This window comes from Streptomyces sp. H27-H5 (assembly GCF_026627505.1).
Classification (GTDB): domain Bacteria; phylum Actinomycetota; class Actinomycetes; order Streptomycetales; family Streptomycetaceae; genus Streptomyces.
In genome coordinates, this window is the sequence record NZ_JAPNLK010000149.1 from 1 (window position 1) to 13,694 (window position 13,694).

Sequence of the window (13,694 nt, forward strand, 5' to 3'; positions counted from 1 at the left end):
GTCAACACGCGAACCAAGAGGATCATGAGACAGATGCACGGCCGAGCCGGGTTCCCCCTGCTCCGCCACCGCATCCTCCTCCAGTGATCACTACGCACCGCTACCACCGATTACGGGACAGAGCCCCCCAGGGGGACCCTCCGGCCCCCGGACGGCGCGGCGTGGCCGGTTTCGCCACGTGTGACTGTCACTCAGATGTGTGTCAGCGCCTGCTATGGGGGGATGTGCCGATTCCGCTCATCATGCGGCCATGACACCTCAGCTGACGCGCCGTCAAATGCTTGGCATCGGCGCCCTCCAGACCGCCGCCGCGCTCGGATTCACCCGGATCGGACCGGCCTCCGCGGCGGCCGTCGAACCCGCCGCGGCGACCCACGCCCCCGCCATCGTCGTGGGCTCCGGATACGGCTCCGCCGTCGCCGCCCTCCGGCTCGGCCAGGCCGGAGTCCGTACCGTCGTCCTCGAAATGGGCCGGCTCTGGGACACCCCCGGATCCGACGGCAGGATCTTCCCGTCCACCTCCGCGCCCGACCAGCGCTCCATGTGGTTCCGCACCCGCACCGAGGCCCCGCTCGCCCAGTTCCTCTGGCTGGACGTGGTCAACCGGAACATCAGTCCCTACCCCGGCGTCCTCGACCGGGTGAACTTCGGCGACATGTCCGTGTACGTGGGGCGCGGGGTGGGCGGCGGATCCCTCGTCAACGGGGGCATGGCGCCGACGCCCCGACGCTCGTACTTCTCCGAGGTGCTGCCCCGGGTCGACGCCGACGAGATGTACGGCACGTACTACCCCCGCGCCCGGGCCATGCTCGGCGTCAACGACATCGACCCGGCCTGGTTCGAGTCCACGGAGTGGTACCGCTTCGCCCGCGTCTCCCGCAAGCACGCCCAGAACACCGGCCTGAAGACCACCTTCGTCCCCAACGTCTACGACTTCGACCACATGAAGCGCGAGGCCGCCGGCACCGCCCCCCGGTCCGCGCTCGCCGGCGAGGTCATCTACGGCAACAACCACGGCAAGAAGAGCGTCGACAAGACCTACCTCGCCGCCGCCCTCGGCACCGGCAACGTCACCATCGAGACCATGCAACGCGTCGTCGGCGTCCGGCCCGACCCGGCCGGGGGCTATGTGCTGACGGTGCGGACCAGCGACGTCACCGGCAAGGTCACCCAGACCCGCGAACTCGGCTGCAGGCAGCTCTTCCTGGGTGCCGGCAGCCTCGGCACCACCGAGATCCTGGTCCGTGCCCGCGAGACCGGCACGCTGCCCGCGCTGACGGACCAGGTCGGCCGGGGCTGGGGACCCAACGGGAACGTGATGACCGCCCGGGCCAACCACCTCTGGGACACGGTCGGGGCGAACCAGTCGACCATGCCCGCCCTCGGCATCGACGACTGGGACAACGCCGCCAACCCGGTCTTCGCGGAGATCGCCCCGCTCCCGATGGGGATCGAGCACTGGATCTCGATGTACCTGGCCATCACCAAGAACCCCGAGCGCGGCCACTTCACCTACGACGCCGCCACCGACTCGGCACGCCTGCAGTGGAGCCGGGACCAGAACGCCCCGTCGGTGCGGGCGGCGAAACAGCTCTTCGACCGGATCAACCGGCGGAACTTCACGATCTACCGATACGACCTGTTCGGCGACAACAAGGCCTTCGCCGACACCTTCACCTACCACCCGCTCGGCGGCTGCGTCCTGGGCGAGGCCACCGACGACCACGGCCGGGTCAAGGGCCACCCGGGGCTGTACGTGGTCGACGGCTCACTGGTCCCGGGGTCCCTCGGCGTGAACCCGTTCGTGACCATCACCGCGCTCGCCGAGCGGAACATGGAACGGATCCTCACCGACGCGCGCTGACCCCGCCCGGCGAAACGACTCCGATCGGGGCCCCGGGAACGCGGGGGATCAACCCCGGTACAGCGCCTCGATCTCGTCCGCGTAGTCCTTCGCCACCACGTTCCGCTTGAGCTTCAGCGACGGCGTGATGTGGCCCGACTCCTCCGTGAACTGGGAGGGCAGAATGCGGAATTTCCGCACCGATTCCGCCTTGGAAACCGCCGCGTTGCCGTCGTCCACGGCCTTCTGGACGGCGGCGATCAGATCCGCGTCCTCGCGCAGCTCCGCCGCCGTCACGCCGGCCGGCTTGCCGTTCTCGGCGGCCCAGCGGCCCAGGAACTCCTCGTCGATGGTGACCAGCGCGGCCACGAACGGCCGCGCGTCGCCCACCACCATGCACTCCGCGACCAGCGCGTGGGCACGGATGCGGTCCTCGATCACCGCGGGCGCGACGTTCTTGCCGCCCGCCGTGACGATGAGTTCCTTCTTGCGTCCGGTGATCGCGAGGTAGCCGTCCTCGTCGAGGGTGCCGACGTCGCCGGTGTGGAACCAGCCGTCGGTGAGCGCCTCGGCGGTCGCCGTCTCGTTCTTCCAGTACTCCTTGAAGATGTGCTCGCCGTGCAGCAGCACCTCGCCGTCGTCGGCGATGCGCACCACGGAGCCCGGCAGCGGCTGACCGACCGAACCGATCTTCTGGCGGTCCCACGGGTTGAAGGCGGTGGCCGCGCAGGACTCGGTCAGGCCGTAGCCCTCCAGCACCGTGAAGCCGATGCCGCGGAAGAAGTGGCCGAGCCGCTCGCCCAGCGGGGCGCCGCCGGAGATCGCGTACTCGCCGCGCCCGCCGAGGACCGTGTGCAGCTTGCCGTAGACCAGCTTCGAGAAGAGCTTGTGCTTGAGCCGCAGGCCGAGGCCGGGGCCGCCCGGGGCGTCCAGCGCACGGCTGTACGCGATCGCCGTCTCGGCCGCCGCGTCGAAGATCCGGCCCTTGCCGTCGGCCTGGGCCTTGGCGCGCGCCGAGTTGTAGACCTTCTCGAAGACGCGCGGCACACCGAGGATCAGCGTGGGCCGGAACGACTGGAGTTCGTCGGTGAGGTTCTTGATGTCCGGTACGCAGCCCAGCCGGATCGGCGCCAGTACGGCCGCCACCTCCACCAGGCGCCCGAAGACGTGCGCGGCCGGCAGGAAGAGCAGCACGGAACACTCGCCGGTGCGGAAGAGCGGACCGAGCCGCTCGACGACGTTGCCGCACTCCGCGAAGAAGTTGCGGTGCGTCAGCACACACCCCTTGGGGCGGCCCGTGGTGCCCGAGGTGTAGACGATGGTCGCCGGGTCGTCGGCGTTCGCCAGGGCGGTGCGCTCGTCGACCTCGGCGTCCGTGACCTCGGCGCCGGCGGCGCGGAGCGCGGCGGGGGCGCCCTGCTCGATCTCCCAGACCTCGCGCAGCTCCGGCAGCCTGTCGCGCAGACCGGCCACCGTCGCACTGTGGCCGGGGCTCTCGACGACGACGGCGCTCGCGCCGGAGTCACCGAGGATCCACTGGATCTGCTCGGGGGAGCTGGTCTCGTAGACCGGCACCGTGACGCCGCCGGCGGTCCAGATGGCGAAGTCGAACAGCACCCACTCGTACCGGGTGCGGGAGATCAGGGCCACCCGCTCACCGGGGCGGATGCCGGACGCGATCAGACCCTTGGCCGTGGCCCGGACCTCGGCCAGGAACTCGGTCGCCGTCACGTCCTGCCATCTGCCGTCCACCTTGCGGCTCATGACGGCGACGTCGGGATGCTGAGCGGCGTTGCGGCGGATGAGATCCGTCAGGTTCCCGTCCGACGGGACCTCGTACAGGGCCGGAAGGCTGAACTCGCGCAAGACTGCTGCTCCTCTGGGCGCCATCGCCACCATGTGGACCGACCGGACGTTACCCACCGGTAGTGGGTTCCGGATAGAGGGAACCGGCCAGATGTTCCATGCGTCACACGACGCGGACGTGCCGAGCCGACACTAGTCGACCCCGTTCGCGACTCGGAAGTAACCGCAGGTGGGTCGGCTGCGAGGGTGCCCCTACCCGTCGAGGCCGGGCGCCCCTAGGGTGGCGGCATGGTGGGCAGGGAGAGTCGTACGCGGGTTCATGTCGTCAGTGACGTCCACGGCAACGCCGAGGCGCTCGCACGGGCCGGAGAGGGCGCCGACGCCCTGATCTGCCTCGGTGACCTGGTGCTCTTCCTCGACTACGCGGACCACTCGCGCGGCATCTTCCCCGATCTGTTCGGGGTCGAGAACGCCGATCGGATCGTGGAACTGCGCACCGCGCACCGCTACGGGGAAGCGCGCGATCTCGGCCGGCGACTGTGGGCCGGGCTCGATCGGGAGACACTGATCGAGGGAGCGGTGCGACGCCAGTACGCCGAGATGTTCGCGGCGTTCCCCAATCCCACGTACGCCACCTACGGCAACGTCGACATGCCCGGCCTGTGGCCGGAGTACGCGGGACCCGGTACCACCGTCCTCGACGGGCAGCGGGTGGAGATCGGCGGCCGGGTCTTCGGCTTCGTCGGCGGCGGGCTGCCCTCGCCCATGCGGACCCCGTACGAGGTGGACCCCGAGGAGTACGCGGCCAAGGTGGAGGCCCTCGGCGAGGTGGACGTGCTCTGCTCGCACATCCCGCCGGAGGTGCCGGAGCTCTGCTACGACACGGTGGCCAGGCGGTTCGAGCGGGGCAGCGAGGCCCTGTTGGAGGCGATCCGGCGGACCCGACCGAGGTACGCGCTGTTCGGGCACGTGCACCAGCCGATGGCCCGGCGGATGCGGATCGGGGCGACGGAGTGCGTGAACGTCGGGCACTTCGCCTCCACGGGACGGCCGTGGGCGATGGAGTGGTGACCGGAGCCGCCGTCCGGCCCCGCGCCGCCCGCTCCGGCGGCCGTCACCGCGGGACGGTCGGCGGCCGTCATCGCGGGACCGGGGAGGCACTGGAGTGGCCGGGCCCGCACGCGCGGTAGCCTTCACGCGGCGGCCGGAGGCCCCCGCACACTTGTCGAACTCCCCCAGCTACCGCTGGGAAGTGCCCCCGACCCGGAGGAGCGACCGCGATGGCGGAACACACCAGCTCGAGCATCACGATCGAGGCGGCCCCGGCCGACGTCATGGCCGTGATCGCCGACTTCGCCCGCTACCCCGAGTGGACCGGCGAGGTGAAGGAGGCCGAGGTGCTCGCCACCGACGCCGCGGGGCGAGCCGAGAAGGTCCGCCTGCTGCTCGACGCGGGCGCGATCAAGGACGACCACACGCTCGCCTACTCCTGGACGGGCGCCGACGAGGTCAGCTGGACGCTGGACAAGTCGCAGATGCTCCGCCAGCTGGACGGCTCCTACCGGCTCGCCCCGCTGGACGGCGGCAAGCGCACCGAGGTCACCTACCAGCTGACCGTGGACGTCAAGATCCCCATGCTCGGCATGATCAAGCGCAAGGCCGAGAAGGTCATCATCGACCGCGCCCTGGCGGGCCTGAAGAAGCGCGTCGAATCCGCCTGAGCGCACGCCGGGGTCGGCCGGCCTCGACCTCGCAGGCGTTCGAGGCCCGAGGTCCGGCACGGAGCCCCGCCGGAGGGCGCGCCCCGGGCGGAGCCCGGCCCGCACCCCCTCACAGGAGCACCGCACCATGCACACCCTGCTGATCACCGGCCCCGGCGGAGCCGGTCGGACCACCGTGGCCGCGGCCACCGCCCTCGCCGCCGCGCGGCAGGGACGCCGCGTCCTGCTGCTGTCCGGTGACCCCGGCGCCCCCGACGACCGCCTGGTCGGGCTGCTCGGGCCCACCACCGGCCCCGCCGCGGAGGTCGCGCCCGGGCTGAGCGCCGTCCCCGTCGCCCACGGGATCCGGGCCGCGCGCATCGACTCCGGCGAGGAGTTCCGGGCCGAACTCGTCACGCTCCAGGAGCGGGGCGCCTCCCTCATCGGCATGCTCGGCGGCCGACCGCTCGGCTCGGAGGAACTCACCGAACTCCCCGGCGCCGAACAGTTCGCCCTGCTCAGGGCCCTGCGTCGAGCCGCCTCGGCCCCCGGCGTGGATCTCCTGATCGTGGACATGCCCCCGCTGCACCAGGCGATCGCCACCCTCGCGCTCCCCGCCCAACTGCGCCGCTACCTCGCCCGGCTGCTGCCCGCGCAGCGGCAGGCGGCCCGCGCCCTGCGCCCCGTCCTCGCCCAGCTCGCCGGGGTGCCCATGCCCGCCCAGTGGCTGTACGAGGCGGCCGCCCGCTGGGACGAGGAACTGGCCGCCGTCGAGGCCGTCGTCGAGTCCCCCGCCACCGAGCTGCGCCTGGTGGCCGAGCCCGGACCCGCCTCCGACGAGGCGCTGCGCACCGGCCGGCTCGGGCTCGCCCTGCACCGGCTCCCGGTCGCCTCCCTCGTCGCGAACCGCATGGTCCCGCGGGACTCCGCCGACCCGTGGGTCGCCGGCCTCGCCGCCCGACAGCGGGAGTACGCCGACCAGTGGGCCGCCGAGCTGACCGTGGTCCCGCTCGCGCACCTCGGCCGCGACCCCCGCGACCCCCGGGACGTGGCCCTGCTCGCCGACACCGACGCGATCGCCCCCCGGGAGGCCGCGGTGTACCGCCGCGCCTGGGCCGTCGAGGACCGGCTCGCCGAGGACGGGGTGCTGGTCTGGGCCGTGCCGCTGCCCGGCGCCCGCAAGTGCGACCTGGACCTGATCCGGCGCGGCGACGAACTGCTGCTCACGGCCGGCCCGTACCGCAGGATCGTTTCGCTGCCGTCGGCCCTCCGGCGCTGCACCGTCTCCGGCGCGGCCCTGACCGACGGTGAGCTGCGCGTCCGCTTCACCCCGGATCCGCAGCTGTGGCCACGCGAGCGCTGAGGCCCGTACCACCGTTCGGGTACCGTCGAAGGTAGTCCGTCCCGCACGTCCCGCATCCGCCGCAGGAGTCCGCCATGAGCGAGGCCACCGACCGCCCCATCGACGACGACGCCTGGGCCAAGGCCTGCGCCGAGGACCTCGCAGCGGAGAAGGAGCGCCGCAGGGCGGGGCAGGGCCAGGCGGGCACCGGCACCGGCAGCGCCGCCGAGGAACTGTTCAAGCTCTTCGAAGCCGTCGCCGACAAGGTCTCCGCCCTGAACAACCCGCTGCTCGGCGCCACCGCCCAGGGCGCCGTGCGCCAGTTCGTCACCCAGGCCAAGACCGCCGCCAAGCCCGTCATGGAACGCAACCCCGAGGTCTTCGACCACCTCGCGGCGGCCGGCTCCGAGCTGCTCGCCGCCTACCGGTCGGCCGTCGAGGGCCACGAGCGCCGCTGGACGCGCGACGAGGCCGCGCCGTCCGCTCCGGGCCCCCGCGGGGGAAGCGCTCCCCGCACCCCCGGCGCCGGCCGCGACGACCGGGACGAAGGTCCCGATTCCGGTCCGTCCGAGCGGATCGATCTCGACTGATCCTCCGTCGGGCTCGGGTACGGTGGGCCGTGGCGGGGTTTGACCGGAAACCGAGGGACTAATGGGACTCACCATCGGCGTCGACATCGGCGGCACGAAGATCGCGGCCGGCGTGGTCGACGAAGAGGGCACCATCCTTGAGACGTACAAGGTGCCCACCCCGCCGACCGCGGACGGGGTGACGGACGCGATCTGCGCCGCCGTGTCCGAGGTCAGCAGCAATCACACCATCGACGCCGTCGGCATCGGCGCCGCCGGCTACGTGGACGACAAGCGCGCCACCGTGCTCTTCGCGCCGAACATCAACTGGCGCCACGAGCCGCTCAAGGACAAGGTCGAGCAGCGCATCGGCCTGCCGGTCGTCGTCGAGAACGACGCGAACTGCGCGGCCTGGGGCGAGTACCGCTTCGGAGCCGGCCAGGGCCACGACGACGTCATCTGCATCACGCTCGGCACCGGCCTCGGCGGCGGCATCATCATCGGCAACAAGCTGCGGCGCGGACGCTTCGGCGTGGCCGCCGAGTTCGGCCACATCCGGGTCGTCCCGGACGGCCTGTTGTGCGGATGCGGCAGCCAGGGCTGCTGGGAGCAGTACGCCTCCGGGCGCGCGCTCGTCCGGTACGCCAAGCAGCGCGCCAACGCCACCCCCGAGAACGCGACGACCCTGCTCGCGCTCGGCGACGGCACCCCCGAGGGCATCGAGGGCAAGCACATCAGCGAGGCGGCCCGGGCCGGCGACCTGGTCGCCATCGACTCCTTCCGCGAGCTGGCCCGCTGGGCCGGCGCGGGGCTGGCCGACCTGGCGTCCCTGTTCGACCCGTCCGCGTTCATCGTCGGCGGCGGTGTCTCAGACGAGGGCGACCTCGTCCTGGACCCGATCCGCAAGTCCTTCAAGCGCTGGCTGATCGGCGGCGCCTGGCGCCCGCACGCACAGGTCCTCGCCGCGCAGCTCGGCGGCAAGGCCGGCATGGTCGGCGCCGCCGACCTCGCCCGCCAGGGCTGACCCACCCGGTCCCTCCACCGCCCGCCGCGCCCCCTGTGGGAGCGGCGGGCGGCTGCGTATCTTGCGGTGCATGGATCTGCCGAAGTCGCATACGGAGCCCGACGGTTCAGCCGTGATCCGGGTACTCAGCTACAACATCCGCTCGCTGCGCGACGACGAGGACGCGCTGGCCCGCGTGATCCGTGCGTGCGAGCCCGACCTGGTGTGCGTCCAGGAGGCGCCACGCTTCTTCCGGTGGCGCAAACACGCGGCGCGACTGGCGTCGAAGTGCGACCTGGTGGTGCTGGGCGGCGGCGCGACGGCCGCCGGCCCGCTGCTGCTGTGCTCGCTGCGGGCGCACGTGGAGCACACGCGGGACGTCCTGCTGCCGCTGCGGCCGGGACTGCACCGCCGGGGCTTCGCGACGGCCGTCGTCCGCTTCGGGCCCGCACCCGGGACCAGGGTCGGCGTGCTCAGCGCGCACCTGCCGCTGGACGCGGGGGAGCGGGAGGAGCACGCGGGGCTGCTGCTGGAGCGGCTGGCGGGCCTGGACGCCCCGCACGCGATCGCCGCGGGCGACATCAACGAAGGCCCCGAGGGCCGCGCCTTCGGCCGGCTGGCCGCGGAACTCCAGGACTGCCGGGCCGTGGCGCCGTGGGGCGGGGAACACACCTGGCTGCGGTCCGGGGCGCCGAGGCGGATCGACGCGATCTTCGCGTCCAAGGGGGTCGAGGTGCTGGGCTGCGGGGTCCCGACGGGCCTGCCCGGGGTCACCGACGCGGACCTGCGGGCCGCCACCGACCACCTCCCGGTCCTGGCGGCGCTGCGCCTCGGCGTCGGCCCGGCGTCGGGCTGAGCCACCCGGCGCGACGCCGGCGGGCGCCCCCCCACCGGGGCGGCCTCCCGCCGGGCCCCGGCCGGGGCCCGGCGGGATCCGGACACCACGGCGGATCAGACGACCGCGCCGCGCCCCGGGTCGTCCTCGTCGTCGTCGTCCTGCGACATGCGGGCCACCAGGGTGGCGAAGCCGCCCAGGAAGCCGCCGATGCCCAGGGTGGTCAGCCACCAGGTCATCTCCCACTGGAGCAGCACCGCCACGAGCAGCAGCACCGGCCCGCCCACGACCGCCAGCCAGGCGAACTTGGAGGTGGCGTCCGCCGCCGGGAGTTCCGGCTCCGGAGGAACGAAATGGCCCTCGTCCGCCCGGTCCTCGGGCGTCACGTCCTCGTCCTTCGACTCGACGAGCGAGTGGTCCCGGGGACCGGCCCCGCCCACGCCCGGCGCGAAGGTCACCGAGCTGCCCAGCGGCCCGGCGGGGGCCGGCGGGTCACCGGGGCCGGCGTCCTTCTCCGGCTTCTCCGGCGGCTTCGCGACCGAGGGGGGCGTCGGCTGGACGTCCTCCTCGGGCAACATCAGGTTCTCGATCGGCCGGAACGGTCTGGATCCCGGCGGGTCCGGCGGTTCCTGCCCGTACCCGGCGACGATCGCCGCCCACGCGGCCTCCTCGTCCAACGGGGGAACACCCCCGGACGACTCCTCGTGCTCAGCCACCGCTGGCCGCCCCCTCCCTGCCGACGCTCTTCGAGAGCCGTCCGACGAACGCAACACTGTCCGCGAAGATCCGCTCCGCGTCATGGTCCAACGTCGCGACGTGGTAGCTCTGTTCCAGCAGGGTCTCGGTCACGTCCGTGGACGAGATCCGGGCCAGCACCCGCGCCGAGTCCACGGGCGGCACGACGTGGTCCTGCGGGCTGTGCAGCAGCAGGACCGGCTGGGTGACCTGGGGCAGTTCGGCGTCCACCAGGCGCAGGAACGCGCGCAGCGAGTGCGCGGCCCGCGTCGGGACCCGGTCGTAGCCGACCTCCACCGATCCCGGCTTCGCGATGTCGTTGGCGACGCCCGGCGTGGAGCGGATGACGTGCTTGGCCACCGGAAGGGCGAAGGCCAGCGGGTCGTGCACCTTGTTGGCCGGGTTGACCAGGACGATTCCGCTGACCGCGTCCCCGTGCTTGGCGGCCAGGCGCAGGGTCAGCGCGCCGCCCATCGACAGCCCGAAGACGAACACCTGCTCGCACCGGTCGAGCAGCTCGCGCAGCGCGCGGTCGACCTCGGCGTACCAGTCCTGCCAGCCCGTGAGTTGCATGTCCTGCCAACGCGTCCCGTGTCCGGGCAGCAACGGCAGCGACACCGTCAGCCCCCGCTCGGCCAGGTACTCGGCCCAGGGGCGCAGCGACTGCGGGGAACCGGTGAAGCCGTGGCAGAGCAGTACGCCGACCTCTCCGCCCTCGTGGCGGAACGGCTCTGCTCCAGGGAGGACGGGCACCAGGGTCTCCTTGTTGATCGGAAGGCGAGGGGGAAGAGGGGGGGTACGGGTGCGTAGCGCTGTGTGACTTCACCGTACGCGACCGGGGTGGTACCGACCAGGGTCGTAGGACCGCTCCCGGCGCAGCCAGGGGATAAGGTCTGTTCGACAGACACAGGAAGGCTTTCGAGTTGATCTACGGCGCAATGAAGTTCTCGATCGGCGGTTCCCTGAAGCTCGCCTTCAGGCCGTGGGTGGAGGGCCTCGAAAACATTCCCGCTGAGGGGCCGGCGATCCTCGCGAGCAACCACCTGTCCTTCTCGGACTCCTTCTTCCTTCCGGCCGTGCTCGACCGGAAGGTGACCTTCATCGCGAAGGCGGAGTACTTCACCTCCCCCGGCGTCAAGGGCAAGCTGACGGCCGCCTTCTTCAAGGGCGTCGGTCAGCTCCCGGTGGACCGTTCCGGCGCGCGCGGTGCCGGCGAGGCCGCCATCAAGAGCGGCATCGACGTCATCGAACGCGGAGAGCTGTTCGGTATCTACCCCGAGGGGACGCGTTCACCCGACGGCCGCCTCTACCGGGGCAAGCCCGGCGGCCTGGCCCGGGTGGCCCTCGCCACCGGAGCCCCGGTGATCCCGGTCGCGATGATCGACACCGAGAAGATCCAGCCTCCCGGCAAGGTGATGCCGAAGCTGATGCGACCCGGCATCCGGATCGGCAAGCCGCTGGACTTCAGCCGCTACCACGGCATGGACGGCGACCGGTTCATCCTGCGCTCGGTGACCGACGAGGTCATGTACGAGATCATGAAGCTCTCGGGCCAGGAGTACGTCGACATCTACGCGACGGCCGCCAAGCGGCAGATCGCGGACGCCGAGAAGGCCGCCAAGGCCGAGAAGGCGGACAAGAACGACAAGGGCGAGCAGGGCGCGGAGTAGCGGGGCGGGCGACACCGCCCGTACGGGGTGGGGGAGATGGCGAAGCGCGAGCGCGTCGTGCGCATGTCGGTCGAGCAGCCGCTGTGGCGGGCCCTGACGGGCTACCGGCTGCTGACCATGGTCTACGCGTTGCTGCTGTTCGCCTCCGCGTACAAGGAGTTCGACCACCCCGGCGTCGCGATCGGCTACCTCGCGGTCCTCACCGTCTGGACGTTGGCCACCCACCGCCGGGTGGCCAACGCGGCGAGCTGCACCAAGCCCTTCCTCGGCGCCGACCTCGGCGTCGCGATCGCCGGGATCCTGCTCACCCCGCTCGCCGACACCGCGGAGCGGATCGCGGACGGCGGCCCCACCCTCCCCAGCATCTGGACGGCCGGCTCGGTCCTCGCCTTCGCCATCAAGGGCGGCTGGCGCTGGGCCGGCTTCGCCTCCACCTTCGTGGCCGCCGCCAACATCGTGGTCCACGGCGGCGACCCCACCCGCGACACCCTCCACAACGTCCTGCTGGTCTGGGTCGCCTCCCTCGCCATCGGCTACGTGGTCGAGGTCGCCCGGGCCAGTGAGGCCACCCTGGCCCGCGCCTTGGAGATCGAGGCCGCCACCCGCGAACGCGAGCGCCTGGCCCGCGACATCCACGACGGAGTCCTCCAGGTCCTCGCGATGGTCCAACGGCGCGGCACCGAACTGGGCGGCGAGGCGGCCGACCTGGGCCGGATGGCGGGGGAGCAGGAGGTGGCGCTGCGCACCCTGGTCTCCAGCGGGCTCGTGCCCACCTCCCGGATCTCCCGCGACGAGTCGCTCGGCGCGCTCGTGGACTCCTACGACGAAGAGGAGCCGGCCGCCGGGAACGGCGAGCTGGACCTGCGCGGCCTCCTCGCCCCCCACGCCGGCTCCAAGGTGAGCTTCGCCGAGCCGGGCACCCCGGTGCCGCTCCCGGCGCCCGCGGCGCGGGAGCTGGCGGCGGCGGTCGGCGCCGCCCTCGACAACGTGCGCAAGCACGCCGGGGAGGGAGCCCGGGCCTGGATCCTGGTCGAGGACTGGGGCGACGAGGTCATCGTCACCGTTCGCGACGACGGCCCCGGCATCCCGGCCGGCCGGCTGGACCAGGCGGAGGGCGAGGGCCGGATGGGCGTCGCCCTGTCGATCCGGGGCCGACTGCGCGATCTCGGCGGCACCGCCGAGCTGGTGTCCGTCCCCGGACAGGGCACCGAAGTGGAACTGAAAGTACCGAGGGGGAGAACCCAGTGACCGAGCCCAACGAGCCCAGTGAGCTCAGCTCCATCAAGGTGATGGTCGTCGACGACCACCCGATGTGGCGGGACGCGGTCGCCCGCGACCTGGCCGCCGCCGGCTTCGACGTCGTGGCCACCGCCGGCGACGGCCCGGAGGCGGTCCGCCGCGCCAACGCCGCCGCCCCGCACGTCCTGGTCCTCGACCTCAACCTGCCCGGCATGCCCGGCGTGCGGGTCTGCAAGGAACTGGTCGGCGCCGACCCGGCCCTGCGCGTGCTCGTGCTCTCCGCGAGCGGCGAGCACGCCGACGTCCTGGAGGCGGTGAAGTCGGGCGCGACCGGCTACCTCCTGAAGTCCGCCGGGGCCGCGGAACTCATCGACGCCGTCCGCCGCACGGCCGCGGGCGACCCCGTGTTCACCCCCGGCCTCGCCGGTCTCGTCCTCGGCGAGTACCGCCGGCTGGCCACCGACCCGGCGCCGGCCGCCGCCAACGAGCCCAAGGCCCCGCAGCTGACCGACCGGGAGACCGAGGTGCTGCGCCTGGTGGCCAAGGGGCTCTCGTACAAGCAGATCGCGGAGCGGCTGGTCATCTCCCACCGCACGGTGCAGAACCACGTCCAGAACACCCTGGGCAAACTGCAACTGCACAACCGGGTGGAGCTCGTCCGGTACGCCATAGAGCGCGGCCTGGACGACGCGTAGTCCCGTGCACGGGGCCTCGTACACGCGGCCCCCTCGCGCGTGGTCCCCGTTCGAGTGAACGGGTGTGCGGTAACGCCCTTGAAATCCACCGGAATTGCCTCTTCCCGGCATCTTGCCGTGACCTGAGTCACCACTAGTGCAGCGCGTTGCAGGTCCTTTTCCGGTTGGGCGGGTTGGGTGCGGTCACGCCTCGTGGTCGGCGAGGTGGACGATGGCGGCGGTGTCGAAGGCGTCGTTGGGGTGGCCGATGTCGGTGC

General features: G+C 72.4%; 13 protein-coding genes. 10 read left to right on the forward strand and 3 right to left on the reverse strand.

All coding sequences use genetic code 11. The features are described 5' to 3' along the window. The first annotated feature begins 250 nt into the window (after positions 1 to 250). A complete protein-coding gene (locus OTB19_RS39005; protein WP_267803536.1) occupies positions 251 to 1,864 on the forward strand; it encodes a GMC oxidoreductase in 1,614 nt (537 codons plus the stop codon). Positions 1,865 to 1,912: 48 nt separating this feature from the next. On the opposite strand, the gene OTB19_RS39010 is transcribed toward OTB19_RS39005, so the two are convergent. Further along, positions 1,913 to 3,709 carry an AMP-dependent synthetase/ligase gene (locus OTB19_RS39010; RefSeq protein ID WP_267803537.1) on the reverse strand — a complete coding sequence of 599 codons (1,797 nt, stop codon included), beginning with the start codon at positions 3,707 to 3,709 and terminating at the stop codon, positions 1,913 to 1,915. 228 nt (positions 3,710 to 3,937) lie between these two features. Here OTB19_RS39010 and OTB19_RS39015 point away from each other — a divergent pair, with 228 nt between their 5' ends. The 6 genes from OTB19_RS39015 to OTB19_RS39040 all read left to right on the forward strand — a co-directional run bounded on the left by OTB19_RS39015 (position 3,938) and on the right by OTB19_RS39040 (position 9,119). Next, positions 3,938 to 4,720, forward strand: a complete 783-nt coding sequence (locus tag OTB19_RS39015) for a metallophosphoesterase family protein (RefSeq protein ID WP_267803538.1) — start codon at positions 3,938 to 3,940, stop codon at positions 4,718 to 4,720. Between the two features lie 209 nt (positions 4,721 to 4,929). Then, positions 4,930 to 5,370: an SRPBCC family protein gene (locus OTB19_RS39020; protein WP_053676051.1), complete on the forward strand. Its 441-nt coding sequence runs from the start codon at positions 4,930 to 4,932 to the stop codon at positions 5,368 to 5,370. A 127-nt stretch (positions 5,371 to 5,497) separates the two neighbouring features. Further along, positions 5,498 to 6,712, forward strand: coding sequence for an ArsA family ATPase (locus OTB19_RS39025; RefSeq protein ID WP_267803539.1), 1,215 nt, complete (start codon positions 5,498 to 5,500; stop codon positions 6,710 to 6,712). 74 nt (positions 6,713 to 6,786) lie between these two features. Continuing rightward, positions 6,787 to 7,281, forward strand: coding sequence for a DUF5304 domain-containing protein (locus OTB19_RS39030; protein ID WP_267803540.1), 495 nt, complete (start codon positions 6,787 to 6,789; stop codon positions 7,279 to 7,281). A gap of 61 nt (positions 7,282 to 7,342) precedes the next feature. Next, the gene (locus OTB19_RS39035; protein WP_053676048.1) at positions 7,343 to 8,284 is read left to right on the forward strand and encodes an ROK family glucokinase; all 942 of its coding nucleotides are present in this window, start codon (positions 7,343 to 7,345) and stop codon (positions 8,282 to 8,284) included. Between the two features lie 70 nt (positions 8,285 to 8,354). Continuing rightward, entirely contained in the window at positions 8,355 to 9,119 is a 765-nt protein-coding gene (locus tag OTB19_RS39040; RefSeq protein WP_267803541.1) for an endonuclease/exonuclease/phosphatase family protein, read from the forward strand. Between the two features lie 95 nt (positions 9,120 to 9,214). Here OTB19_RS39040 and OTB19_RS39045 read toward each other — a convergent pair whose 3' ends face one another. Both OTB19_RS39045 and OTB19_RS39050 read right to left on the reverse strand, forming a co-directional pair. Then, complete coding sequence (locus OTB19_RS39045; RefSeq protein WP_267803542.1) at positions 9,215 to 9,814, reverse strand: hypothetical protein; 600 nt, start codon at positions 9,812 to 9,814, stop codon at positions 9,215 to 9,217. Continuing rightward, positions 9,807 to 10,586, reverse strand: coding sequence for an alpha/beta hydrolase (locus tag OTB19_RS39050; protein WP_267803543.1), 780 nt, complete (start codon positions 10,584 to 10,586; stop codon positions 9,807 to 9,809). Before OTB19_RS39050 ends, OTB19_RS39045 begins: the two co-directional genes overlap by 8 nt. Positions 10,587 to 10,756: 170 nt before the next feature. Between OTB19_RS39050 and OTB19_RS39055 the strand changes: the two genes are divergently transcribed. The 3 genes from OTB19_RS39055 to OTB19_RS39065 are packed head-to-tail and all read left to right on the forward strand — an operon-like array spanning position 10,757 to position 13,437. After that, positions 10,757 to 11,503, forward strand: a complete 747-nt coding sequence (locus tag OTB19_RS39055) for a lysophospholipid acyltransferase family protein (protein WP_267803544.1) — start codon at positions 10,757 to 10,759, stop codon at positions 11,501 to 11,503. A 36-nt stretch (positions 11,504 to 11,539) separates the two neighbouring features. Then, complete coding sequence (macS, locus tag OTB19_RS39060) at positions 11,540 to 12,751, forward strand: MacS family sensor histidine kinase (RefSeq protein ID WP_267803545.1); 1,212 nt, start codon at positions 11,540 to 11,542, stop codon at positions 12,749 to 12,751. 41 nt (positions 12,752 to 12,792) lie between these two features. Beyond that, on the forward strand, positions 12,793 to 13,437 hold the full coding sequence (locus tag OTB19_RS39065) for a response regulator (RefSeq protein WP_267803546.1): 645 nt from the start codon (positions 12,793 to 12,795) through the stop codon (positions 13,435 to 13,437). Positions 13,438 to 13,694: the final 257 nt, after the last annotated feature.

Coding starts and splice junctions, on each gene's coding strand:
- OTB19_RS39005 (WP_267803536.1), top strand. CDS start 251: ATGACACCTCAGCTGACGCGCCGTCAAATGCTTGGCATCGGCGCCCTC.
- OTB19_RS39015 (WP_267803538.1), top strand. CDS start 3,938: ATGGTGGGCAGGGAGAGTCGTACGCGGGTTCATGTCGTCAGTGACGTC.
- OTB19_RS39020 (WP_053676051.1), top strand. CDS start 4,930: ATGGCGGAACACACCAGCTCGAGCATCACGATCGAGGCGGCCCCGGCC.
- OTB19_RS39025 (WP_267803539.1), top strand. CDS start 5,498: ATGCACACCCTGCTGATCACCGGCCCCGGCGGAGCCGGTCGGACCACC.
- OTB19_RS39030 (WP_267803540.1), top strand. CDS start 6,787: ATGAGCGAGGCCACCGACCGCCCCATCGACGACGACGCCTGGGCCAAG.
- OTB19_RS39035 (WP_053676048.1), top strand. CDS start 7,343: ATGGGACTCACCATCGGCGTCGACATCGGCGGCACGAAGATCGCGGCC.
- OTB19_RS39040 (WP_267803541.1), top strand. CDS start 8,355: ATGGATCTGCCGAAGTCGCATACGGAGCCCGACGGTTCAGCCGTGATC.
- macS (WP_267803545.1), top strand. CDS start 11,540: ATGGCGAAGCGCGAGCGCGTCGTGCGCATGTCGGTCGAGCAGCCGCTG.
- OTB19_RS39065 (WP_267803546.1), top strand. CDS start 12,793: ATGGTCGTCGACGACCACCCGATGTGGCGGGACGCGGTCGCCCGCGAC.